Origin of the sequence: Gordonia sp. PS3, from assembly GCF_041950545.1 — a bacterium.
GTDB lineage: Bacteria > Actinomycetota > Actinomycetes > Mycobacteriales > Mycobacteriaceae > Gordonia > Gordonia sihwensis.
In genome coordinates, this window is the sequence record NZ_CP169524.1 from 1027236 (window position 1) to 1049853 (window position 22618).

Annotated in this window: 24 protein-coding genes; 13 read left to right on the forward strand and 11 right to left on the reverse strand. The window is 68.0% G+C overall.

What is annotated here, in order from left to right; genetic code table 11:
• Position 1: 1 nt before the first annotated feature.
• The 4 genes from ACE11G_RS04715 to ACE11G_RS04730 form a co-directional block, all read right to left on the reverse strand.
• The gene (locus tag ACE11G_RS04715) at positions 2-769 is read right to left on the reverse strand and encodes an amino acid ABC transporter ATP-binding protein (protein WP_045538324.1); all 768 of its coding nucleotides are present in this window, start codon (positions 767-769) and stop codon (positions 2-4) included.
• Positions 766-2511 carry an ABC transporter substrate-binding protein/permease gene (locus ACE11G_RS04720; RefSeq protein WP_222111724.1) on the reverse strand — a complete coding sequence of 582 codons (1746 nt, stop codon included), beginning with the start codon at positions 2509-2511 and terminating at the stop codon, positions 766-768. Before ACE11G_RS04720 ends, ACE11G_RS04715 begins: the two co-directional genes overlap by 4 nt.
• Positions 2512-2675: 164 nt before the next feature.
• Positions 2676-3011 (reverse strand): Lsr2 family protein, encoded by a 336-nt coding sequence (locus tag ACE11G_RS04725; protein ID WP_006898253.1) that lies wholly within the window; start codon positions 3009-3011, stop codon positions 2676-2678.
• 87 nt (positions 3012-3098) lie between these two features.
• Positions 3099-3866 (reverse strand): hypothetical protein, encoded by a 768-nt coding sequence (locus tag ACE11G_RS04730; protein ID WP_006898252.1) that lies wholly within the window; start codon positions 3864-3866, stop codon positions 3099-3101.
• A 1-nt stretch (position 3867) separates the two neighbouring features.
• On the opposite strand from ACE11G_RS04730, the gene ACE11G_RS04735 reads away from it, so the two are divergent.
• From ACE11G_RS04735 to ACE11G_RS04755, 5 genes are all read left to right on the forward strand, one after another.
• Positions 3868-4725, forward strand: a complete 858-nt coding sequence (locus ACE11G_RS04735; RefSeq protein WP_045538322.1) for a rhodanese-related sulfurtransferase — start codon at positions 3868-3870, stop codon at positions 4723-4725.
• Complete coding sequence (locus ACE11G_RS04740; RefSeq protein ID WP_375003844.1) at positions 4722-5798, forward strand: CobW family GTP-binding protein; 1077 nt, start codon at positions 4722-4724, stop codon at positions 5796-5798. The genes ACE11G_RS04735 and ACE11G_RS04740 overlap by 4 nt, the downstream gene beginning before the upstream one ends.
• Positions 5799-5946: 148 nt before the next feature.
• The gene (locus ACE11G_RS04745; protein WP_375003846.1) at positions 5947-7026 is read left to right on the forward strand and encodes an N-acetylmuramoyl-L-alanine amidase; all 1080 of its coding nucleotides are present in this window, start codon (positions 5947-5949) and stop codon (positions 7024-7026) included.
• A gap of 21 nt (positions 7027-7047) precedes the next feature.
• The gene (locus ACE11G_RS04750) at positions 7048-8025 is read left to right on the forward strand and encodes an SDR family oxidoreductase (protein ID WP_045538316.1); all 978 of its coding nucleotides are present in this window, start codon (positions 7048-7050) and stop codon (positions 8023-8025) included.
• Positions 8022-8582 carry a nucleosidase gene (locus ACE11G_RS04755; protein WP_006898247.1) on the forward strand — a complete coding sequence of 187 codons (561 nt, stop codon included), beginning with the start codon at positions 8022-8024 and terminating at the stop codon, positions 8580-8582. The genes ACE11G_RS04750 and ACE11G_RS04755 overlap by 4 nt, the downstream gene beginning before the upstream one ends.
• A 37-nt stretch (positions 8583-8619) precedes the next feature.
• Here ACE11G_RS04755 and ACE11G_RS04760 read toward each other — a convergent pair whose 3' ends face one another.
• The 3 genes from ACE11G_RS04760 to ACE11G_RS04770 all read right to left on the reverse strand — a co-directional run bounded on the left by ACE11G_RS04760 (position 8620) and on the right by ACE11G_RS04770 (position 11573).
• Complete coding sequence (locus ACE11G_RS04760; RefSeq protein ID WP_375003849.1) at positions 8620-9750, reverse strand: DUF6542 domain-containing protein; 1131 nt, start codon at positions 9748-9750, stop codon at positions 8620-8622.
• Between the two features lie 91 nt (positions 9751-9841).
• Entirely contained in the window at positions 9842-10921 is a 1080-nt protein-coding gene (locus ACE11G_RS04765; protein WP_006895774.1) for a DNA recombination protein RmuC, read from the reverse strand.
• Positions 10922-11042: 121 nt separating this feature from the next.
• On the reverse strand, positions 11043-11573 hold the full coding sequence (locus tag ACE11G_RS04770) for a methylated-DNA--[protein]-cysteine S-methyltransferase (RefSeq protein ID WP_006895775.1): 531 nt from the start codon (positions 11571-11573) through the stop codon (positions 11043-11045).
• A 179-nt stretch (positions 11574-11752) separates the two neighbouring features.
• On the opposite strand from ACE11G_RS04770, the gene ACE11G_RS04775 reads away from it, so the two are divergent.
• The 5 genes from ACE11G_RS04775 to ACE11G_RS04795 all read left to right on the forward strand — a co-directional run bounded on the left by ACE11G_RS04775 (position 11753) and on the right by ACE11G_RS04795 (position 16513).
• On the forward strand, positions 11753-13039 hold the full coding sequence (locus tag ACE11G_RS04775; protein WP_006895777.1) for an AI-2E family transporter: 1287 nt from the start codon (positions 11753-11755) through the stop codon (positions 13037-13039).
• A gap of 6 nt (positions 13040-13045) precedes the next feature.
• Entirely contained in the window at positions 13046-14125 is a 1080-nt protein-coding gene (gene ychF / locus ACE11G_RS04780) for a redox-regulated ATPase YchF (protein ID WP_006895779.1), read from the forward strand.
• 225 nt (positions 14126-14350) lie between these two features.
• The gene (locus tag ACE11G_RS04785; RefSeq protein ID WP_375003852.1) at positions 14351-15352 is read left to right on the forward strand and encodes a zinc-binding alcohol dehydrogenase family protein; all 1002 of its coding nucleotides are present in this window, start codon (positions 14351-14353) and stop codon (positions 15350-15352) included.
• A gap of 65 nt (positions 15353-15417) precedes the next feature.
• Positions 15418-15696: a putative quinol monooxygenase gene (locus ACE11G_RS04790; RefSeq protein WP_006895782.1), complete on the forward strand. Its 279-nt coding sequence runs from the start codon at positions 15418-15420 to the stop codon at positions 15694-15696.
• A 94-nt stretch (positions 15697-15790) separates the two neighbouring features.
• Complete coding sequence (locus ACE11G_RS04795; protein WP_375003854.1) at positions 15791-16513, forward strand: class I SAM-dependent methyltransferase; 723 nt, start codon at positions 15791-15793, stop codon at positions 16511-16513.
• Positions 16514-16535: 22 nt separating this feature from the next.
• Here ACE11G_RS04795 and arr read toward each other — a convergent pair whose 3' ends face one another.
• Entirely contained in the window at positions 16536-16946 is a 411-nt protein-coding gene (gene arr / locus ACE11G_RS04800) for an NAD(+)--rifampin ADP-ribosyltransferase (protein ID WP_006895785.1), read from the reverse strand.
• Between the two features lie 67 nt (positions 16947-17013).
• Positions 17014-17793 (reverse strand): alpha/beta fold hydrolase, encoded by a 780-nt coding sequence (locus ACE11G_RS04805; protein ID WP_006895786.1) that lies wholly within the window; start codon positions 17791-17793, stop codon positions 17014-17016.
• Between the two features lie 51 nt (positions 17794-17844).
• On the opposite strand from ACE11G_RS04805, the gene ACE11G_RS04810 reads away from it, so the two are divergent.
• Positions 17845-19593: a GNAT family N-acetyltransferase gene (locus ACE11G_RS04810; RefSeq protein WP_375003857.1), complete on the forward strand. Its 1749-nt coding sequence runs from the start codon at positions 17845-17847 to the stop codon at positions 19591-19593.
• Between the two features lie 14 nt (positions 19594-19607).
• Here ACE11G_RS04810 and ACE11G_RS04815 read toward each other — a convergent pair whose 3' ends face one another.
• Positions 19608-20033 (reverse strand): VOC family protein, encoded by a 426-nt coding sequence (locus ACE11G_RS04815; protein ID WP_045539704.1) that lies wholly within the window; start codon positions 20031-20033, stop codon positions 19608-19610.
• A 95-nt stretch (positions 20034-20128) separates the two neighbouring features.
• Here ACE11G_RS04815 and ACE11G_RS04820 point away from each other — a divergent pair, with 95 nt between their 5' ends.
• Together ACE11G_RS04820 and ACE11G_RS04825 are read left to right on the forward strand one after the other, a co-directional pair.
• The gene (locus ACE11G_RS04820) at positions 20129-21097 is read left to right on the forward strand and encodes an arabinofuranosidase (protein WP_039867145.1); all 969 of its coding nucleotides are present in this window, start codon (positions 20129-20131) and stop codon (positions 21095-21097) included.
• 1 nt (position 21098) lies between these two features.
• A complete protein-coding gene (locus ACE11G_RS04825) occupies positions 21099-21938 on the forward strand; it encodes an alpha/beta hydrolase (RefSeq protein ID WP_308128725.1) in 840 nt (279 codons plus the stop codon).
• Positions 21939-21956: 18 nt separating this feature from the next.
• Here ACE11G_RS04825 and ACE11G_RS04830 read toward each other — a convergent pair whose 3' ends face one another.
• A complete protein-coding gene (locus ACE11G_RS04830) occupies positions 21957-22586 on the reverse strand; it encodes a DUF2461 domain-containing protein (protein ID WP_375003859.1) in 630 nt (209 codons plus the stop codon).
• Positions 22587-22618: the final 32 nt, after the last annotated feature.

Consider the following 22618-nt stretch of genomic DNA (forward strand, 5'->3'; position numbering starts at 1 on the left):
GTCAGAGGATCTGCGACAGGAACGTCTTCAGGCGGTCGCTGCGCGCATCGGTGAAGATCTGTTCCGGTGCCCCGGTCTCCACCACCATTCCCTCGTCCATGAACACGACGTGGTCGGAGACGTCGCGGGCATAGCCCATCTCGTGCGTCACCACGATCATCGTCATGCCTTGTTCGGACAGATCGGTCATCAACGCGAGCACACCCTTGACCAGCTCCGGGTCCAAGGCGCTGGTGGCCTCGTCGAAGAACATGATCTGCGGATGCATGGCCAGCGCACGGGCGATGGCCACGCGCTGCTGCTGTCCGCCCGAGAGGGTCGAGGGCCGCGCGTCGGCCTTGTGCGCCAATCCCACCGACTCGAGTTGGGCGATGGCGAGCGCCCGCGCCTCGTCCTTGTCGAGGCCGAGCAGTTTGCGCGGACCGAGTTCCACATTCTGCGCCACGGTGCGGTGCGGGAACAGATTGAACTGCTGGAACACCATGCCGATCCGGCGGCGCAGTTGATCCGGGTCGTCCTTCAGGACGCTGCGGCCGTCGATCAAGATATCGCCCTGTTGCGGCTCGTGGAGCCGGTTGAGAACGCGCAGGAGCGTGGACTTGCCCGATCCGGACGGACCGATGACCGTGGTGGTGGTACCGGCCTCCACATGGATGTCCACGCCGCGCAGGACGTGGTTGTCGCCGAAGCTCAGGTGCAGGTCCTGCCCGGTCAGGGAGACCGCGGCACCGCGATCGACGAGGGGATGCGAGTTCGCCACGATGCTCACGCCTTTCCAGTGCGCAGACGGTTGTCGATGTAGTTGACGAGGTGGGTCAGCGGCACCGTCATCACGAGATACAGCAGGCCTGCGGCCAGCAGCGGGGTGAGGTTGCCGCTGTTGGCGTTGAAGTCCTTGCCGACGGCGAACAGTTCCCGCTGCGTCAGCGTCAGACCCAGGAAGTAGATCAGCGACGAGTCCTTGATGAGCACGATGAACTGGTTGACCAGAGCCGGAAGGACGCGTCGGACGCCCTGGGGGATCACTACCAGTCGCATGGATCGGCGGTAGGAGAAGCCGAGCGCCCGCGCGGCCTCCATCTGACCCGATTCCACGCTCTGGATGCCGGATCGGAAGATCTCGCCGATATAGGCGGCGGCGAGCAGGGCGAGGGCCACCGAGCCGAGCCAGAAGGGATTGCCGCCGGTCAGGTTCTTCACCACCGGCCCGAATCCCAGGCCGACCATCAGAATGACGACGACGGCGGGCAGGCCGCGGAAGATATCGGTGTAGACGCGGGCCGGCCAACGCAGCCACCGGCTGCGCGACATCCCGGCCATCGCCAGGAGCATGCCGCCGACGGTGCCCAGGATTCCCGACGTGATCGCGATCTTCAGGGTGTTCGGCAGACCGGTCTTGATCAGTTCGGGCAGTGCCTTGGTGAACTGTTCACCGCTGAAGAAGGTCTCGCGCAGTTGCTGCCACGTGCTCTTCGGCGCGGCGTCGGCGGCGTCGGCTTTCGGCTTGCCCTCATTCGCCTTCGCGATCGCTTCGAAGTCGGGCAGCACCGGCTTCGGCGCGGCCTTGGAGCCCGGCTTCCAGCCGTCCGGAAGCGGTCGCGGCGCCCAATCGCTGTACAGGCGAGCCCAGGTGCCGTCCGCGATGATCGCGTCGAGCCCGCTGTTCAGCGCGTCGACGAGCGGTTGATTGCCCTTGGCGACGGCCCACGCGGTGAAGTTATTGATGCTGAAGGTGTTCTCCAGGATCTTCATTCCGTCTGCGGCCTGAACGGTGCCCTCGGCCTGCTGGCTCGGGGCCACCCATGCGTCGATCTGACCGGATTTCAGGTTTGCGTATGCGGTCGCATAGTCCGGGAACTTCACCGCGCTCAGCTTGAGGGTGTTCGTGACGTAGTCGTCCTGAACCGTGCCCTGAACGACGCCGATCCGGGTGCTCGGGTTGAGATCGCCGAAGCTCTGCACCCGGCCGTTCGCCGGGCCGGCCAGAGCGAAGTAGCCGAAGTCGTAACCGTTGGTGAAGTCGACGGTCTGGCGACGTTCGTCAGTGGTGGTGATCGACGACGATCCCACGTCGTACCGGTGCCCGGCGACCTGGGCGAGCAGGCCGGAGAACTCCGTGCCGATGAATTCCACTTTGAGACCGAGCTTGGCGGCGATCGCCTTGAGCATCTCGTTGTCCATGCCCGTGTACTGCTGCTGCGAATTCACACAGATACTGGGCGGCGCATCCGACAGCGTGCCGACCACCAGGGTTCCGGGCTTGATGAGGCCGAGCCTGGAGGTGTCGATCTCGTCGAGCGGCCGAGTCGACTCGGTGGTGAACCGGTCGGGGGCCGCAGCGGCGCTGGCGAGATTCGTCGGTGCGGCGGAGGCGCTCTCCACGCCGGGAGGTGAGCAGAGTCCGGAATCGTCGCTGGACGCCGAACTGGAGCAGGATGCCAGCAGCGCCACCAGCAGAGCGACGGCCAGCAGCGGCAGCCAGCGCCGGCGGGCTGCGGAAAGCAGAGTCATGATTGGACAGGGTAATCCGGCGCGCTGCTGATTCCGCAATTAAAACCACGGGGTGAGAAAACTCGGCCGCGGTGTAACGGACGGATCGGACGCCGATCGCAAAACGCCCCGGACCGGTCAGTGAGACCTGGTCCGGGGCGCTGTGGCCGACGCGTCGGCGAGTGTCAGTTCGCTGCTTCGTACGCCGCGATGATGTCTGCCGGAATGCGGCCGCGATCACTGACCGTGTAACCGTTGTCGGACGCCCACTGGCGGATCACGCGGGTGTTGGTGCGGCCACGTGCGGCGGTCGGCGCGGCGCGGCGAGCGGCGGCGCGACCGCCGGTGACACGAGATGCGGCGATGTACGTGGCGACGTGGTTGCGGAACTCTTCGGCATGCTCGGGGGAGGTGTCGAACTCGTAGTTCTTACCGTCCAGACTCCAGTGGACGGTTTCGTACTCGTCGAGTTCTGCGCCGTCGATATCGTCGACGATCTGGATCACGGTCTTCTTGGCCATCTGTGGTCCTCCGGTTGATTCGAGCCCGCCGCGCATGTCCTCACCCGAGTGCGCAGCGGCGTTTATCTGCGCTCAGCGTACACGTATTCAACGGGTCGGGACCACTGGTGAGGAATTGCGATTATCGACCGTCGGGCTATCGGCGTCGGAATCCAATCCGAGCAGTGATGCGGGGGCGCGTTCATCCGCCCTAATCGCACTGTATCCATTAGCGGTAATCGCGAAGCCGGTGCCGGAACTGGACTCTACGCAGTAGAGGTCGTCGGAATCGGTGAGACAGGCGAAACGGTCGACATTGATCGCACGACCGGAGCCGAGGATGCGTGACCGGAACAACACCGGATAACTGTTAGCGCACGCGCCTGCTTTCGGTCCGTTGGCGTCGAGCACCACGTAATCGGCCTGCCAATCGCACTCGGCGGTGGCGTCGGCGGCGCGTTTGGCGCCCCGGACGTGCTCGCCGACGCACACCAGAGCATCGGCGCCGTTGTTGCCGGTGGAGCATCTCACGCCGCGGTCCGGCGTCGAGAAATGAAAACCGGAGACATCGGACGTCCGGCCGTCGGCCGAGGTGGCGCCGACCTGGAATCCGGAATTGCTGGCTCGAGGCGCCGCCTTGATGACGCGTTCATAGCTCCACGGAGCCTCCGTTCGGCGGATGCCGACCGTGCGGGACGCGGATGTCGGCGAGAGTGAAGGCGCCGGCGATTCGGTGCTCGGCGCATTCGTGCCCGGGATCACGATCTTGCTGGGTGATGCGTCCGTGCTCAGCAGCGAACACGACGTCAGGACCGAGACGCCGAGGCATACCAGGGCGACGAGGGGCAGGCGTGTTCGAGGTCCGTACCCTTGCACTGTGGCGACTCCCAAGATCGTGTTGTTCTACGTCTTCGCTCCGCTGCCGGACCCGGAGGCGATCCGACTCTGGCAACAGAGCGTCTGCGAGGCCTCCGGACTGCGCGGCAGGATCATCGTGTCATCTCACGGCATCAACGCAACAGTGGGAGGTGACATCCGCGACGTCAAACGTTATGTCCGTGCCACCCGGAGCTATCCCGCATTCAAAGACGCCGACATCAAATGGTCGGACGGAACAGGCGATGATTTCCCGCGCCTGAGCGTGAAGGTGCGCCCGGAGATAGTGACCTTCGGCGCCGCCGAAGAACTGCGTCTGGACGATCACGGTGTGGTCGGCACCGGTGTGCGTCTGGCGCCGGAACAGTTGCACGAGCTCGTCGACCGGCGCGGTGACGAAGTGGTCTTCCTGGACGGCCGTAACAAGATCGAGGCGCAGATCGGCCGATTCCGGGATGCGGTGGTCCCCGACGTCACCACCACGCGGGATTTCCTTCCGCTTCTGGAAAGCGGTGCGCTCGATCATCTCAAAGGCCGGCCGGTCGTCACATATTGCACCGGCGGTGTCCGCTGCGAGGTGCTCAGCGCATTGATGAAAGCTCGTGGATTCGACGAGGTGTATCAGCTCGACGGGGGAATTGTCCGCTACGGAGAACAGTACGGCGACAGCGGTCTGTGGGAGGGCTCACTCTACGTTTTCGACAAACGCATGAGAATCGACTTCAGTCCGGAAGCGGCGGTGATAGGGAAGTGCCTTCGCTGCGGTACTCCGACGAGCGATGTCGCCAATCTGCCGGACGGCGACGGTCGCGATCTGGCAGTGCTCTGCGCCGACTGCCGCGGTGAACAGACGACGTGACCGCATCCGCCGCACCGGTCGTGGTGCTCGCGGGATTCCTCGGCGCGGGCAAGACCACGCTCCTCAACCATGTTCTCCGGCACGCGGGTGGCCGGCGGATCGGAGTTCTCGTCAACGACTTCGGGTCCATCAACATCGACGCTCTTCTGGTCTCCGGACAGTCGGGCGGCACGCTCAGCCTTGAGAACGGATGTATGTGCTGCACTACCGATGCGTCGGATTTCGCCGAGACACTCGCCGGCCTGACCGCCCCGGGAAACGGCATCGACGCGGTCTTGATCGAGGCCAGCGGAATCGCCGAACCCAAGGCACTGATCCGGATGGTGCTGTCGGCGCGAAGCTCCACCGTGGCGTACGGCGGCCTCGTCTACGTCGTCGACGCCGCTCACTACGACGACACGATCGCCGAACACCCGCAACTCGGTGAGCATCTCGCGATCGCTGATCTGGTGGTCTGCAATAAGATCGATCTGCTCGCCGGCCAGGACGCCGTGCAATCGCTGATCGCGCAGCTTCGAATGATCAACTCCACCGCTCCGATCCTGCCGGTGGCGGACGCGGCGGTGGACCCGGAACTCTTCTTCGAGCCCGCTGCGGAGATGGCCCGAGACGACGGTCCTCGTCAGTTGAGCTTCGATGAACTGCTCCTCGCCGACGACCACGACCACCCCGACGACCACGACCACCCCGACGGCCACGACCACGGTCACGATCATCTGCACGCCGGTTTCGAGTCAGCGGCGCTCGAGACGTCCGCGCCGGTGGATCCTCGGCGCCTCGCGCAGTTCCTCGAACGCCCGCCCGCCGGCGCTTACCGGATCAAGGGAACGGTGCTGGTCGATCTCGACGGACACCGCGACACCGCCTACACGGTTCAGGCTGTCGGAGGCTTCGTCCGAGTCGACGCCGGCTCGTGGCGCGGACGGACGCCGGGTACGTCACTCGTCGTCATCGGGGCGGGGCTCGATGCGGCGGCCACCCGCGAAGCACTCGACGAACTCGTCGCGCCCGCCGATCCCGACGATGTGAACGGAATCCTGCATCTGACGCGTCATCTGGTCACAGCAACCTAACGATTCCCGGTGAGATCCGAGCCTGCGTTTGCCGTCTAGCCTCAAGCACTGGTTCACTGTTACCAAAGTTGTCTGTGTGACAGATGGTGTTTGGATCCTCGGAAGGAGAGTGGTGTGTGCGCCCCGTGCCCGCACACCCAACCCGCCCATGAATGCTGTACGTTTCCGCCGGCGTGCGCTGATCGCGTCGTCCGTCCTCGCGTCGTCTGTCCTCGTCGGAGGACTGCTGACGGTCGCGCCCACCGAAGCGGCGCCCAAGACCGCGTCGCCCAAGAGTGGTGAACTGGCGGGCAAGACGGTGTTTCTCGACCCGGGACACCAGGGATCGGCGGCGGGCCACGATCTGGCGAAGCAGGTGCCGGACGGGCGCGGCGGCAAGAAGGACTGCCAGACCACGGGCGCCACCGCGGTCACCGGCAAGGCCGAGCACACGATCAACTGGGACGTCTCCCAGCTGGTGAAGGCCGCACTCGAGAGCAAGGGTGCCCGCGTGGTGATGAGTCGCAACGACGACACCGGCTGGGGCGGTTGCGTCGACGAGCGGGCGGAGGCCGCGAGCCGGTCGGGCGCCGCGCTGGCAGTGAGCATCCACGCGGACTCGACGAGCGCCGGTGCCGATTCCAGCAAGACCGGCTTCCACATGATCGTGCCGACGCTGCCGATCCCGGACAAGACCGTCGACTCGGTGCAGTCGGGCGAGGGCCGCAAGGCGTCGAACACCCTGCGTGACGCTATGAAGAAGGCCGGCTTCGCCCCGGCCAACTACCTGGGCGCTGTCGACGGAATCGTGACGCGGCCGGACATCGCCGCGGTCAATCTCACGCGCGTGCCGGCGGCCTTCATCGAGATGGGCAATCTGTCCGATCCGGCAGAGGCGGCCGTCCTGTCGTCCCCGCAGGGTGCCACCAAGTACGCGGTCGCGATCACCGAGGGCATCTCGGCCTACCTCGACGGACACGCGGCCGCGGCCAATCCGACCGCACCGGCTCCGGACCCCGGTGCCCAGCCGAGTGCACCGGCAGCTGAGAGTCCGTCTGAAGGCACCGACCTGTCGGGGCTGAGCGGAGTGGAGGCGATCGGTCCGCTGATCGACAAGCTCGCCAAGGCCAAGAGCCCGCAGGAGGCGCAGCGCATTCTGATGACCGACGGCCAGGACGTCTCGGCCAACGTGCTCAAAGCGATCCTCGCGGTGGTCTACGCGGTGTTCGGCGGCAAGCTCCCGATCTGACGAGTGGACTAAGGTTGTGTCATGGGTCTCATGACATCGCTGAAACTTCCCAGCCTGCAGACCGTCCGGGAGCTGTTCGTGGTGCCGACTCCCGTGCCCTCGCTTCATGATCGCAAAGTGCTGATCACCGGCGCCGCCAGCGGCATCGGCCGCGCCACCGCGCTGGCGGCCGCCGACGCCGGGGCGCAGCTGGTGCTCACCGACATTCAGGCCGACGCTCTCGACGCGGTGGTCGCGGAGATTCTCGATCGACGGGGCACCGTGCTCTACCACCGTGCAGGCGACGTCTCCGACTACGAGTGGGTGGCAGCGTTCGCGCGGGGCGTCGACGCGGAGGTCGGCGTGATGGACGTCGTCATGAACGTGGCGGGCGTGTCGGCGTGGGGGACGGTCGAGCGCTTGGAACACCGCCATTGGAAGAAGATGGTGGACGTCAATCTGATGGGCCCCATCCACATCATCGAGTCGTTCGTGCCTCAGATGGTCCGCCGCGGCACCGGCGGTCACCTGGTGAACGTGTCGTCGGCCGCCGGGCTGCTGGCACTGCCGTGGCACGCCGCCTACAGCGCCAGCAAGTTCGGTATCCGGGGCGTGTCGGAGGTACTGCGATTCGATCTCCGTCGCCACAACATCGGCGTCTCGCTGGTGTGCCCGGGCGGTGTGGCGACTCCCTTGGTCGAGACCGTCGACATCGTCGGTCTCGATCGCGGCAACACCGCCATCCAGCGCGAGATCGCGGGTTTCCACAAGATCGCGGTCACGCCTGAGAAGGCGGCATCGGCGATCCTCCGCGGAGTCACCCGCAACAAGTTCATGGTCTACACCTCGTTCGACATCCGGTTCGGCTACTGGTGGGCGCGGAAGTTCGCGCTTCCCTACGAGGTGGTGATGCGCATCGCGAACAACCGATTCGACTACTTGGCGCGCCTCAGCGACCTCGCCTCCGCGGCAGGTGCCGCGGACCGGACCGGAACCGCGGCGTCGCGGCGCGCTGAGTGAGCGCGCCGGACGGGGTGCTGGTGGTCTCGGCCACCCGCGCCGAGGCCGCGCATGTGCCGCCGGGGGCCGATCTGCTCATCACCGGTATCGGGAAGGTTCGCGCGGCCAGCAAGGTGACGCACCGGCTGGCTGTCGGTGACTACCGCCGGGTGATCAACATCGGCACCGCGGGGGCGCTGCGCGACGGGCGCACCGGACTCTTCACACCTTCGCGAGTCATCGAGCACGACATCAGTGCCGCGGATCTCGCCGCAATGGGCTATCACACGGTTGACGAATGGGACGTGGCGGGCGGCGACGGCAGCGTGCTGGCTACCGGGGACACATTCGTGAACGATCCGCTGCACCGGGACCGGCTCGCGTTGCGGGCCGATCTCGTCGACATGGAGGGCGCGGCGATCGCTCACGTCTGCGCCGAGTACGGACTGCCTCTCCGCGTGGTCAAGGTCGTCACCGACAATGCCGACGACTCGGCGTTCGACTGGCCGCGGGCCATCGCGGCCGCGGCACGCGACCTCGGCGACTGGCTCGACGGAAGTCGGTTCGGCGAGATCTGAGGTCTCGACGCCCGGCCGGCTCGGGGCCGGTATCGACTCAGCGCTCGTCGGCGCCGGCCGTCAGGTCCTCGATCTGGCTCTTGTCCCGCAGCTGGCCCGCGGTGCGACGCGGACGGCCTTTGGGATCGCGCGGCGGGATGGTCTGCGGCGCGGCGCGGCGACGGGGTGCGTCGGCGGCTGCCGGCGAGGCGGCCGGAGCCGGTCGGAGCCGGGGCGCCGGGCGAGTCGGGGACGGAGCGGGGCTCTGCGCCGCTGCCGGCCGTCGCTGAGCGGCCGCGGGATCGGCGGAGGGCTTGGCGGCGGGCCGGGCGCCGGCAGCGCGCTGGGGCGCGGGCTTGGCCGGTGCGGCCTTCGACGCAGCAGCGGTTCGGGGGGCTGCGGGGGAAGTGGCTGCACGCTTGGTGGCCGCGTCCTTCGCGTTCGCGGAGCCCTTCGGGGCCGCCGCCGCGGCGGGCACCCGCTTGGTCGCGGCAGTTCTGCTCCTGGTCTCGCGCGTCGCTGCGTCCTTGGGCTGTGTGCCGGCCGCCGCGTCTCTCGTGGCCGTGCGTTTCGTCGCAGAGGTGCCTGCCGCACCGGTTCGCCGCGTTGCGGATGCCTTGGCCTGAGCGCCGGCCGCCGCCGGAGTGGCGGCGCGCTTGGGGGAGCCGGTCTTGCCCGAGGACCCGGAGCGGGGTGCGGTCTTCTTCGCGGGGGCGGCCCGCCGACCGGACTCGGCGGTGGTCGGACGCGACTTCCCGGTGAACTTGCCGAACACGGCCAGGCCCTGGGGGCGAGCCAGGAGCAATCGCGCCACCACAACGGCCAGGGTCAGGACGAAGGCCAGTAGGATCCATGGAAAGCTCGTCGCGATCGGCAGGATCACCTTCAGGACGATGTCCCGCATGCCCTGCGCGCTGTCGGAACTCAGGGTGTAGAGGGTGACGATGCCGACCACGAACGCGACCAGCGGCGGTTGTGCCGCCGCGGTGAACAGTGCTCGTTGCCGCACGCACAGTGCGGCCAGAACGCACCCGAGCAGGTAGCACACCTTGAACGCCCGGCCCAGTGACGATGACGTATCGGCGCTGATGACGGCGCCGAGAGTCGTGGCTCCGACGGCGATCAGAACGGCGCCCCACCAGGGCACACCCCGGATGGTGGGCAGGACGGACCGCTCGTCGGCGGGCACGGCAGAGCCGGCTAGCAAGCGCGAAAACACAACTAAACGGTACCGTTAACTCCGCCGATCGCCGTGATCCGAAGCCGTGAGTTTCCTGAATCTATCGGCTCGGTGATATTGATCTCACCACCGAATCGACGGGGCTGATCCCGTCGCTGACCCGCACCGACGGGTTGGCGGTACCCGAGAGGGCTTCCAGATCTGCGAGCTTGCGGGCGGTGACTCCGAGGCGACTGTCGATGGCTCCGACCGTCGAGTTGTACGACTCCACGGCCCGGCGCAGGGACGCACCGGTCTTCTCCAGGTGGCCGAGCACTTGGTCTATCCGCTGGTACAGCTGGCGACCGAGAGCATGAATGGTCTCGGCGTCCTCGGCGAGCGCATACTGACGCCAGCCCAGGGCGACGGTTCGCAGCAGGGCGATCAGGGTGCTGGGCGTAGCGAGCACCACGTCACGGGAGAACGCGTAGTCGAGGAGACCCGGGTCGCCGCGCAGCGCGGATTCGAGAACCCCGTCGCCGGGCAGGAACAGAACGACGAATTCCGGCGACACGGGTTGTGCGGACCAGTACGACTTCGCGGACAGTACGTTCACGTGAGCCCGCACGGCCTGCGCGTGCCGGGCGATGACCTCGCGGTTGTCGGGGACTGCGCCGGAGGTCGATTCCAGGTACGCGTGCAGCGGCACTTTGGCGTCCACCACGATCCGTCGTCCACCGGCGAGTTGAACCACCAGGTCGGGTCGCACGGCCCGGTCGGCGTCCGACTGCCCCTGTACCTGCGTCGCGAAATCGCAGTGCCGCGACATCCCGGACAGTTCGACGATTCTTTCGAGTTGGATCTCGCCCCAGCGGCCGCGAACGTGCGGTGCGTGGAGTGCACTGGCCAACTGGCTGGTCTGCTGGTGCAGTCGCTGCGAGGTCGCGTGCACTCCGCGCATCTGTTCGGCGAGGCCGGCGTAGGCGTGGGCACGTCCGGCCTCGCTCCGCCGCAGTTCCTCCGACAGCCGTCCGAGTGTCTCGCGCAGCGGACCCACCACGAGGTCGACCTCCGCGCCCAGCGACGGCCCGGGACGTTCGCCGCCGGAGTGATGTCCGCCCGTCGCCGTACCGCGGGCGAACCACCCGAGGAGTGCGCCGACGATGAGACAGAGCGGGCCGATGATCGCTGCTGGTGTCATGCCGCCATCTTGGCGCGAGCCTCTGACATCGATCCCGGGCATCAATCCTGGCCTGGCAGCTCCCCGCCGGCTCGAGGCGCACGGGCTACTGGTCGTCCGAACCGCGGCGTCGGTGGCCGGCTCAGTCTTCGAGGTCGGGCGGCGGCTCCTCACGAGCGAGAAGGTTCCGCTTGAGATCGAGCCCGTAGCGAAACCCGCCGAGACCGCCGCTCGCCCTGGTGACGCGGTGGCAGGGAACGAACAGGGCGGCAGCGTTGCGCACACAGCATTGAGCGGCGCCGCGGACCGCTGCCGGACGCCCCGCGCGTTCGGCGAGCTGACCGTAGGTGACCGGGTATCCCGCCGGCACCAGCCGCAATGCCGACCACGCCGCGGCGATGAACGGGCCCGCGATCTGACGCACCGCGACACCGGACGGAGCGGCGAAGTCGCCGTCGTAGTAAGCGGTCACGGCGTCGGCGACCGGGCCCGCCGGGCGCCGGCTGAGCTGACCACCGCGCAATGCGGGAGCGATGAGCCCGGCGAGATACTCGGCCGACTCGGTCCAGCCGGCGGCGTGCACGGTGTCCGCGTCGTCGTACAGGACGGTGAACGGGCCGTCGGCGGTGGCGACGGTGGTCCAGCCGAGGGCTGGGGCGGTTGGCATGGTCATCGGACCTCCCGGTGTCGGCCGGCGAGGTGATGGACTCGCCGGGATCAGACTGACGTCTACTGAATTGGACGCACCGCACCGTGGTTCGGTTCCATTCCCGTCTCCCGGCGCGTACGACAGTCGGACGACCCCTCGCGCGGCGAACCGCGGATGTCGGAGGCGTATGTGAAGATTGGCGCGTGAGCGACCGAAACGACGAATCTTCGCCGGAACCCGACACCGGGACGAGCGACCGCGCCGACGCAGCCGCCGCGGAGCCGACCCCGGAGCGATTGCTGAACCCGGTCACCGGCAAGCCCTATCCGACGCGCGGCAGGGTGTTCCTGACGGGCCTGCGGTCCTCGTCCATCGTGTCCTTGCAGATGCTGCTGGTGATGGTGTTCCTGTTCGCGCTGCTGTGGGTGATGTCCAAGCTCTGGGTGATCCTGCTGCCGGTGATCCTCGGTATCGTCGTCGCGACGGTGCTGTGGCCGCCTGTCCGATGGCTGCTCTCGAAGCGGGTGCCGCCCGCGGCGGCGACCCTCGTGGTGCTGCTGGCGGCGATCGCGGTCATCGGCGGCGTCATCGGCGGCATCGTGCCGTCAGTCATCGACCAGGCGCCGCAGCTGGCCGATCGCGCCGTCGACGGTGTGCATCGGGTTCAGGAGTGGATCCAGGGTCCGCCGCTCAACGTCGGCGACGATCAGATCAATGCTCTCGTCAACGAGATCACCAGCAAGCTGCAGAAGAGCGCGACCACGATCGCCTCGGGTGTGTTCAGCGGAGTCGGCGTCGCGACCTCGGTGCTGGTGACGCTGTTCACGACCGTGGTCCTGGTGTTCTTCTTCCTCAAGGACGGGCCCAAATTCCTGCCGTGGCTCAACCGCACGATGGGGGCCGAGGGGGCCGTTCACATCAGCGAGATCCTGCGGCGGATGTGGGAGACGCTGGGCGGCTTCATCCGAACCCAGGCCATCGTCAGCTTCGTGGATGCGGCCCTGATCGGCATCGGTCTGGTGGTGCTCGACGTGCCGCTCGCGGGAGTGCTGATCGTCATCACGTTCATGGGCGGATTCATCCCGATCGTGGGTGCCTTCGTCGCCGGTGCGCTCGCGGTGCTGATCGCGCTCGTGTCGAACGGGCTCACCTCTGCCCTGATCGTGCTCGGAATCATCCTGGCGGTGCAGCAGTTGGAGGGCAATGTCCTCTCGCCGTGGCTGCAGGCCAAGTCGATGAACCTGCACGCGGTCATCGTGCTGCTGTCGGTGACGTTGGGCGGCAGTCTCTTCGGCATCACCGGAGCGTTCCTCGCGGTGCCCGCGGCGTCGTGTCTCGCCGTCGCCCTGAGGTACATCCTCGAACAGATCGGCAGAGCCGCGGGCGATGAGATAGCCGCTGAGGACGAGGCGGCCCGGGCGGCGCAGCAGGAGTCCCGCAAGCGCAGGCGCGGGCCGGGTAGGTCGGGCGCGCAGACGCAGATAGACTGACCTCCCGTGAGTCTTACCCTCGGAATCGTCGGCCTGCCCAATGTCGGAAAGTCGACGCTCTTCAACGCCCTGACCCGTAACGACGTGCTCGCCGCGAACTACCCGTTCGCCACCATCGAGCCGAACGTCGGCGTCGTGGAACTGCCCGACGCGCGGCTCGACCGGCTCGCCGAGATCTTCGGCAGCGAACGGATCCTCCCCGCCGTCGTGTCGTTCGTCGACATCGCGGGAATCGTCAAGGGCGCATCGGAGGGCGAGGGCATGGGTAACCAGTTCCTCGCGAACATCCGCGAGGCCGACGCCATCTGCCAGGTGGTTCGCGTGTTCTCCGACGACGACGTGGTGCACGTCGACGGCCGCGTCGATCCGCGCGCCGACATCGAGGTCATCGAGACCGAACTGATCCTGGCGGACATGCAGACTCTCGAGAAGGCGATTCCGCGTCTCGAGAAGGAGGCGAAGAAGAACAAGGACCAGGCGGAGTCGCTCGACGCGGCCAAGAAGGCGCAGGCGGTTCTCGACAGCGGCAAGACGTTGTTCTCGGTGAAGGACTCGTTCGACCTGTCGTCGGTGCGCGAACTGCATCTGCTGACCGCCAAGCCGTTCCTCTACGTCTTCAACGCCGACGAGGCCGTTCTCACCGACGAGGCACGCAAGCAGGAACTCCGCGACGCCGTCGCACCGGCCGACTGCGTCTTTCTGGACGCCAAGGTCGAGAGCGAACTCCTCGAACTCGAGGAGGAGGACGCTCAGGAACTCCTCGACTCGATCGGGCAGGACGAGCCCGGTCTGCGTCAGCTCGCCCGCGCCGGTTTCCACACGCTCGGTCTGCAGACCTACCTCACCGCCGGTCCCAAGGAGGCTCGCGCCTGGACCATCCGCCAGGGCGACACCGCGCCCAAGGCCGCGGGCGTCATCCACACCGACTTCGAGAAGGGCTTCATCAAGGCCGAGATCGTGTCGTTCACCGACCTCGACGCCGCCGGCTCGATGAACGCGGCCAAGGCCGCGGGCAAGGTCCGCATGGAGGGCAAGGACTACGTGATGGCCGACGGCGACGTAGTGGAGTTCCGGTTTAACGTCTAGCGATAATGACGGGCAGTCCGGTTCGCTGGTGACACCCTCGGGTCACCAGCGCCGATCTCGGCTGGGGCGACCCACCCACGCAGGCACTCGTTCCCGACACCGTCCTTCCAACTCAAGAGGACGCGGCATCAAGCCCGGGGCGCTGCACCTTCTGTGCGGCTTGCCCGGGCCCTCGACCACTATGAACATGGTTGAGGACGTCTACGCCGAGTGACGATCCGAGTGATGAACGGAGAGCAGATGACCGAGACGATGCGTGCCCTTGTGTCCGGACGCGGACCCGAGTGGCTTCTCGCCGATGCGGCGCTTCCCGAGCCCGGTCCGGGCCAGGTGCTCATTCGCAACCGCGCCGCGGCGACCAACAACGCCGATCTCCCGATGCTGGCCGAGGCCGACCCCACCAGAGGCGGACACGGTCGTGAGTTCATCGCCGGATTCGAGTACGCGGGGGAGATCGCAGCTCTCGGAGAGGACGCCGGCGACTGGCAGGTCGGGGACCCGGTGATGGGCACCTTTCCGTCCGCGTTCACGGACTACCTGATCGCGGACCACCGCTTCGTGCTGCCCCGTCCCGAGGGGTTGGCCGCGGACATCGCCTGCGCGTTGCCGACAGCGCTCCTCACCGAGTTCGGTGCTCTCACTGTCGCCGGGTTCGTGCCGGGGCGAAGTGTTCTCATCACGGGCGCGACCACCGGCATCGGCCTGGTCGGCGTGCAGATGGCGAAGGTGCTCGGCGCTTCTCCGGTCGTCGCGACCACACGTACCTCCGGCAAGCGTGAACTTCTCGCCGGTCTCGGCGCGGATACGGTGATCGTCACCGGCGACGAAGACCTGACGCAGGCAACACTCGCCGCGACCGGCGGCAAGGGCGCCGACGTCGTCCTCGACCATGTCGCTGGCGAGACCTTCGCGCAATGCCTTCCCGCGACCGCCGAGGACGGTCACGTCGTCAACATCGGTCGCCTCGCAGGTCGCGCGTCCACGATCGACCTCGACGCGTTGTCCTACCGGCATCTGACCGTCCACGGCGTCTCGTTCGGGTTCTCCCGCGACTGGGAGACCGTGCCGATCCTCGAGAGTCTGAGCGCTGACGTGCTGCCCGCAGTCGCCCGCGGCGAGATCCAGCCCGTCATCGACTCCGTCGTGGACGTCGCCGACTTCCAGCAGGTCGCAGAACGGCTTCGTTCAGGGAAGGCGGTCGGCAAGGCCGTACTGGTCTTCGGCTAGATGTGGTGCCGCCCGATCACCTCGTCACGTGAGCAGCACTCGACCCGCAACGGAAGTCGTCCGGCATGACTGAGGTCGTCGTCAGCGGCAGGCTGATCTGCGGCGATGACGCGCAGACCGCGATCGTCGAGCGACTTCTGCCGCGACATGTCGAACTCACCCGGGCCGAACCCGGATGCGTCGCGTTCTCGGTGCTGCCGACGTCGGAGCCGGGCGTGTGGGCGGTCGACGAGACGTTCGTCGACGCGGCGGCGTTCCGAGCGCACCAGAGGCGGGTCGCGTCGAGCGAGTGGGGCCGGATGACCGCCGGAATCGAGCGCGTCTACACGATCCAGGGCAGCTGAGGCGGACCAGCCCCTCGACCGTCCTCGCGCCGTCCAGGGCCGTCGATCGGCGTGGCTGCTGGCATATCGGCCTTCTTCCTGGTAGTTAGTTGCGATGACAGAACAAGAATCGTCATTCAGCCGGACCGCACTCTTGGCGCAACCCGAGGCGCCCATCCTCGCCGCCGCGCGCCTGACCGCGTGCGCGCGATCTCGCTACGCGGAGACGGTGCTCGCCGAGACGGGAAACGACCAAGTCGTCGTGGTCGGCGCCGGTCTGGACGCCACTGCGCTGCGGCTCCCGACCGGCAGACACCGGGTGTGGGTGGTGGACCGTCCGGGAGTGCTGCAGTGGCGGACGCGGCTGTTCGCACAGGCCGACCTCGCGGACACCGCGACAAGCGTCGCCGCTGATCTCGCCGACGGTCTGCGAGTAGGCGATCTCGACAATGCAGGAGTCGACCTCACCCGCCCTGTCACCGTGCTCTGGCTCGGTGTCAGCATGTACCTCGCACCCGATGAGTGCCGCAGGTTCCTCGGCGACGTCAGCGCGCTGGCCGACGGATCCGCGCTCGTCTTCGACTACCACCTGAGCCGGGAACTGCGTGACGACGCCGGCCGCGACTACGCACGTGCGGTCGCGGCGATGGCGGGCGCGAGCGGTGAGCCGTGGCAATGCGCGGCGTCCCCGGACTCGGTCGCGCAATGGCTCACCGAGCACGGGTGGCGGGTGGAGGCCGATATCGACGAAGCGGACGCGACCGACGACGGCTTCTTCGACCGGCAGCAGTACTTGTCGCCGATGCGGCTGGTACGCCTCGTCCACGCGGTCCGGTGACGGTCCCTCGCGCCGCGCGACCTCAGTTGATGATCTCGCCGCCGCCGTGTTCGAGAGTCGCGGCCAGCCGCTCGCGCCAGGTTCGGAGCTCGTCCGACGTGAGACGCTTCCAATCGGTGACCTCGCCGACCACGCGAAGCGGGTGGACGCTGCGATACGACCGGGTGGGATTGCCGGGGAATTTCTTGTCGGTTACATTCGGATCGTTCTCGAAGTCGCCGGTCGGTTGCACGAGGTAGACCCGTGGTTCGCCGTCGCCGGCCGCGAGTTCGGCGGCGAGGCCGGCGCCGTCTTGCAGCGCGGTGAAGTAGATGTGGTTCATCACCACTTCGGGACGGTAGTTGGACCGGAACCCGGCGGTGAGGTGGTCTCCGATGTCGAGGTCGGCCTTCGTCCCGTGAAAGAACGGTCCCTCGTCCAGCACGTCGTTCACCGAGTCAGGCTACCCGATCCGGTGCTGCCCGACTCGGTGGCTGACGGTCCGCGCTCAGCGTGCCGCGTCACCGTCGCTCCGCGACCTGTCGGTGCAGCAGGCTCGGCCACAGTGCCATCTCTGCCGGTGTGCGTGCCACGGTCAGAGTCGCGTGCGGCAGCAGGTCGACGAGCGCCTCCGCAGTCGACAGCGGATGTCCGGCGTCGTCGGTCCACGCCAGAATCGAGGTCGGGACGTCGATCGCCGCGACGTGAGCGGGCGAGGGGAGGTCGCTGAGGGCGGCGCCGCGCAGAACGGACGGCAGCAGGTCTGTGGCGACGGCCGGCACCGTCTCGCGGGTGCCCGCGAGCGCCGGGGGCCGGGGTGCAGTGCGTCCCGCGTCGATGAACGCGTCGATCCCCTCCGTCTCGACGGTGTCGGCGGCTGCCCGATACATCTCGGCCATCGCGGGCCGGCTGTCCCACGCGGTCGGTGGGATCACCAGCGTGAGCCCGGAGAAACGACCGGGATCGAGGACGGCGGCGTGCAACAGAGTGCCGGTGCCCATCGACGGCCCGACACCGTGCACCCGCTCGCCGGGGAACCAGGAGTCGAGCAGCCGCAGCAGGTCGTCGGCCAGCACCGGCCATCGATGGTCGCGGGGCTCCGGCCGCCCGGTCGACCGACCGTGCGCCCGCGCGTCGTAGCGCAGGAGGCGAGTGCCGCTGAGGCCGCGGCCCAGGTCGAGCCCCAGCGTCCGGTCGCGTGAGCGACTCGATGTGAGGCCGTGCAGCTGGACCACCGGCCACCCGTGCTCATCACTGAACTCGACGTCGAGGTCGGCTCCCGGAACGGTGAACGTCGTCATGGCTCTCCTCTGGGATTGCGGCCGCCGCGATGAGGGGTAGCGTAGCCGCTCATGCGGCTCACCAACGTCGGCCACCTCCGTCTCCCGTTCGGGCGACTGTACGGCTACGACGTCGCCGTGTCCGCTCCGGGAGACGACCTGCCGCTCTCCTTCGACCAGCGCAGGCACGTCGGTGCCGGCGACCGTCCGGGATCGTGGATGGCGCTCTCGTTCGAACTCGCCGAGACGATTCCGCGCGACCGCCTCGCCGACGCCTGGCTGCGGGTCGTCGACAGGCACGGGACGCTCCGGACGGTCGTCGTCGACGGGGGCGAGGGACCGCGCCTGCGTGAGGTCCGCATCGGCGCGGGAGCGTGGATCGAGCATCCGGTGGCTCCCGGCCAAGCCGTCAACGACGCGCTCCGGTCGGTGCTCGACGCGCACTGCAGGCCCTACTCGCAACCGTCCCACCGCCTGTGCGTGCTGGAGAAGGCCGCGGGTCCCACCGTGGTCGTGGCCGCCGACCACGCGCATGTCGACATGTGGTCGATGCTGGTGGTGGCGCGCGACCTGCTCGCCGCACTGGCCGGCTCGCTCGACGGCGAGGTGCCCGCGTTCGTCGAGCACACTCGGGCGATGGCGAACCGGCCCGCGGCTCCGTCGGACGTCCGGACGCGATGGGCGCAGATCCTCGCCGCCGGCGGCGACGTGATGCCGCGCTTCCCGTTGCCGCTCGGCACGGCGGAACCGAGCGCCGAACGCGTGGAGGTCCGCGACGTGTTCGACGTCGACGACAGCGCCGCGTTCTCGGCGCAGGCTCGGGCCGACGGCGTGTCCACGCTCTCGGGCGCGGTGTCGGTGATGACGTCGGTGACGCGGGAACTGGCGGGAACGCCACTGCGCGCCGTGTTCCCCGTACACAGCCGCTACGACGCGGCCTGGCACGAGTCGGTCGGCTGGTTCATCACCAACTCCGTCATCGAATCGTGCGACCCCGCCCCGTCGGCCTGCGCCGAAGCCGTCCGCGAGGCGGTCCGCCTCGGATCCTGGCCGCTGCGAGAGATTCTGGAACCGTGGGGCGGTGACATGCCCGAGGCACCCGGAATGTTCGCGGTGTCGTGGCTCGACCTGCGCCGGCTGCCGGTTCGGATCGATTCGGCGCGGATCGACGCCCAGTACGTGGGCGCCGTGATCCGAACCGACGGTGTGATGCTGTGGTTCATCCTCGACGAGGCCGGCCTGCATCTGCGGTGCCGCTATCCGGACACCGCGGAGGCCAGGACCAACGTCGGCGGGTGGCTGGATCTGCTCGTCGCGCGCCTGCAGGAGAGGTCACGATCGTCCGCGGGCGACGTGCTGCGCGTGAGCGGTCGGACATTCCGCATTCAGCGGGCGCGACGGTCGGACGTCCCGGCGATCGTCGACCTGCTCTCCGACGACGAGATCGGGCGCGATCGCGAAGGCGCCGAACTGGAACGGTACGAAGCGGCGTTCGACGTCCTGGTCCGAGACCGTGCCCACTACCTCGCTGTGGTCCGGGACGAGCGGGATCGGACCGTCGCGACGATGCAACTGACGGTGATCGGCGGCCTCTCGCGCGGCGGCACCACGCGGCTGCAGATCGAGGGTCTCCGCGTCGCCGAATCGGAGCGCTCCCGCGGACTCGGGACTGCGATGCTCGACTGGGCGCACGCCCACGGTCGCGCGCACGGGGCGCACCTGGCCCAACTCGCCACCGATGAGGCGCGCATCCGTGCGCGTGCCTTCTACGCCCGGGCCGGTTACCGGGCCGAGCACGTCGGTCTCAAACGAGAGCTCTGAGCCGTCAGGGCCGGTCAGGTGAGGGCCTGCGCCAGGCCGACGAGGATGCCCTCGGGCCCGCGTATGTAACAGAGCCGGTAACTGTCCTCGAACCGGACGATCTCGGTGCTGATGATCTCGGCGCCGTGCGGACGCAGGCGCTCCAGCGTCTCGTCGAGATCGTCGACCGCGAACATCACGCGCAGGTAGCCGAGTGCATTCACCGGAGCCCTCCGGTGATCGGCGACGACGTCCGGTTCGATGAACCGCGACAGTTCGAGCCGACTGTGCCCGTCGGGGGTCGCCATCATCGCGATCTCCACCCGCTGCTCGACGAGACCGGTCACCCGGCCCGCCCAGGGACCCTCCACGACGGCCTGGCCGTCGAGCGACAGTCCGAGGGCGCTGAAGAACTCGATGGCCGCGCTGAGATCTTCGACGACGATGCCGACGTTATCCATCCTCACGGGCACGCACTCACTGTACCGAGATCCGTCCGCGATGTTGAGCCAACGAGCACCCGCCGCCGGCGACCGGAGGACATACTGCTTCAGTGATGTCAGTGAAGCGCACTCGTCTCCTCGCCGTGTCGGTCGTCGTGCTCGCAGCGGTCGGGCAGTTGCTGGCAGGCCCGGGCCGCAGCGATGCGGCGCCGACCGGCTGGAAGTACACGATGGTCGGGTTCAGCAACGGCACCGACCGAGCCATGGACGTGTACGGGTCCAGCGACGGCACACAGTTCACGCCGGTGCGGAAGGCGGCCTACCGTCCGCCGACCGGCCGGGTCCGCGACCCGAGCGTGTTCCGGAACACCGACGGCATGTACTACGTCACGTACACCACCGCAGACGGCGCGAACATCGGCTTCGCCCGCAGCCGTGATCGGGTGAACTGGACGCCGATCGGCAACTATCCGGTCCCGTTCTGCTGTGCACTGCTTCCCGGGACCGGCGACGGCACCGGGTCGATGAACATTCCGGGATCGTCGGGCTCGGCCGCGTTGAAGAGCGCCCCGTCACTGTCGCCCTTCACCACGAAGGCGTGGGCGCCCGAATGGTTCGTCGAAGGCGGGCGGGTCCACGTCGTCCTGTCGATGTCCACCGGCGGCGGCTTCGTGCCCTACGTCATGACCGCTTTGGAGCCGTCTCTGCGTCTGTGGAGCATGCCCGTGCCGATCGCCGGCATCGGCGCCGACCACATCGACACCACCATCGTGAAGGTCGGGGCCACCTACCACGCCTTCACCAAGAACGAGACGCACAAGTACGTGCAGCACGCGGTGTCGTCGAAGCTCGCCGGGCCGTACCGGTTCGTGGCACCCGGCGATTGGGGTTCATTCGTCGAGGGACCCGCGGTGACGCAGTTGCCGAACGGCGCCTGGCGCATCTATCTCGACGCGTACAAGGCGGGGAAGTACGTCTACTCCGACAGCACCGACGGAATGCGCACGTGGTCGCCCGTCAGAGAGCTCCCCGGCTTGTCCGGCTCGGTCCGGCACTTCGGTGTGATGCGCGAGCGGGGCTGACGTGCCGACAGCCCGGGTGAACGGGATCGAGCTCGGTTTCGAGGAGTTCGGGCGGCGGACCGACCCACTGGTGCTCCTGGCGGGCGGGACGACGATGCTGTCGTGGCCGGATCCGCTCTGCGAGCGTCTGGCCGCAGGTGGTCGTCGCGTGGTGCGCTACGACCTCCGTGACTGCGGCGAGTCGACCCTGCGCGACCCCGAGGCCCCCGATTACGACCTTCGCGATCTCGCAGGCGACGCAGCAGCGCTCGTGCGGGCGCTCGGAGCGGACAACGCGCACATGGGTGGGCTGGGTGTCGGTGGCATGGTCGCCCAGGTCGCGGCACTCGACTTCCCGAATGTGTTCACCGCGCTCACCCTCGTCGGCACCAGGGCAGTCGCGCCGGGTCCGGTCGACGACGATCTGCCCGATCACGACGCGAACGTGATGGCGGCGCTGTTCTCGCGACCGAGCCCGGACTGGGCCGATCGCACGGCCGTCGTAGCGCATGCAGCCGAGAGCGCGTCGCTCCTTCACAACGACCCGGATCAGGCAGGCCGTCTCGCCGGTCGGATCTGGGATCGAACGCCGTCGAAGGCTCCTGCCGTGCACATGGCGAACCAGCGCGCCACCGTCTTCGCCCGGCTCGACTGTGCACCGCGCTGGCGTGAGCACCTCGGCGAGATCCGGATGCCGACGCTCGTCGTCCACGGCCGGCTCGATCCGTTCTTCCCGGTGGGCAACGGTCGAGCCCTGGCCGCGGAGATACCCGGCGCACGGCTGCTCATCCTGGACGACATGGGTACCGGACTGCCCGAGCAGGCGAGCGGCGAGGTCGCTGCCGCGATGCTCGATCTCTGAACCCCGGCCGGCCGTCGGTCAGCCGACGCGCCGGACCAGCCAGTCGACCAGCGGCCTCGTCTGACGCCAGTCCTTCCGAACCCGGTCGACCAGCGCGGGGGAGTGGATCACCTCGTCGAAACCGTAGTCACGGCTCACGGTCAACGACCGGTACCGCAACAGGTCGATCCGCGGGTGGTCGGCGCTCCAGCCGCGCGGAGAGGTCTTGACACGGTCGCCGCCCACCTCCCACCCCTTGCGTTCCAGGGTGCCGACGATCTTCTCGAGCTCGGCTCCGTGGAGGTCGTCGTCGATGGCGCGGCGAATGGCGGCCAGAGTGTCGGCGTCGGCGTGATAGAAGCCGGCGGCCACGCGCACTCCCGGGGCCGAGATCTTGACGTAGTAGCCGGTCGCGGGTCCGACCGCCACGAACGCGCCCTGATGGGTCTTGTACGGGGTCTTGTCCTTCGAGAACCGGACGTCCCGATACGGGCGGAACACCTTCGCCGGACCGAACTCGTCGGCGAGTTCGTCGGTCAGCGCGACCATCGGCGCGGCGACGCCGGACTGGTAGACGTCGCGGTGTGCTTCCCAGAACACTTTGCTGTTGTCGATCTCGAGATCGTCGTAGAAGTCGAGCGCAGCCTCGGGGAATCCGGTGAAGCTCATGGGTCGAGCCTACCGAGGACCCTGCGGCTGTC

Coding starts and splice junctions, on each gene's coding strand:
- ACE11G_RS04720 (WP_222111724.1), bottom strand. CDS start 2,511: ATGACTCTGCTTTCCGCAGCCCGCCGGCGCTGGCTGCCGCTGCTGGCC.
- ACE11G_RS04725 (WP_006898253.1), bottom strand. CDS start 3,011: ATGGCCAAGAAGACCGTGATCCAGATCGTCGACGATATCGACGGCGCA.
- ACE11G_RS04745 (WP_375003846.1), top strand. CDS start 5,947: ATGAATGCTGTACGTTTCCGCCGGCGTGCGCTGATCGCGTCGTCCGTC.
- ACE11G_RS04750 (WP_045538316.1), top strand. CDS start 7,048: ATGGGTCTCATGACATCGCTGAAACTTCCCAGCCTGCAGACCGTCCGG.
- ACE11G_RS04765 (WP_006895774.1), bottom strand. CDS start 10,921: ATGACACCAGCAGCGATCATCGGCCCGCTCTGTCTCATCGTCGGCGCA.
- ACE11G_RS04770 (WP_006895775.1), bottom strand. CDS start 11,573: ATGACCATGCCAACCGCCCCAGCCCTCGGCTGGACCACCGTCGCCACC.
- ACE11G_RS04785 (WP_375003852.1), top strand. CDS start 14,351: ATGAACGGAGAGCAGATGACCGAGACGATGCGTGCCCTTGTGTCCGGA.
- ACE11G_RS04790 (WP_006895782.1), top strand. CDS start 15,418: ATGACTGAGGTCGTCGTCAGCGGCAGGCTGATCTGCGGCGATGACGCG.
- ACE11G_RS04795 (WP_375003854.1), top strand. CDS start 15,791: ATGACAGAACAAGAATCGTCATTCAGCCGGACCGCACTCTTGGCGCAA.
- ACE11G_RS04805 (WP_006895786.1), bottom strand. CDS start 17,793: ATGACGACGTTCACCGTTCCGGGAGCCGACCTCGACGTCGAGTTCAGT.
- ACE11G_RS04810 (WP_375003857.1), top strand. CDS start 17,845: ATGCGGCTCACCAACGTCGGCCACCTCCGTCTCCCGTTCGGGCGACTG.
- ACE11G_RS04815 (WP_045539704.1), bottom strand. CDS start 20,033: ATGGATAACGTCGGCATCGTCGTCGAAGATCTCAGCGCGGCCATCGAG.
- ACE11G_RS04820 (WP_039867145.1), top strand. CDS start 20,129: ATGTCAGTGAAGCGCACTCGTCTCCTCGCCGTGTCGGTCGTCGTGCTC.
- ACE11G_RS04830 (WP_375003859.1), bottom strand. CDS start 22,586: ATGAGCTTCACCGGATTCCCCGAGGCTGCGCTCGACTTCTACGACGAT.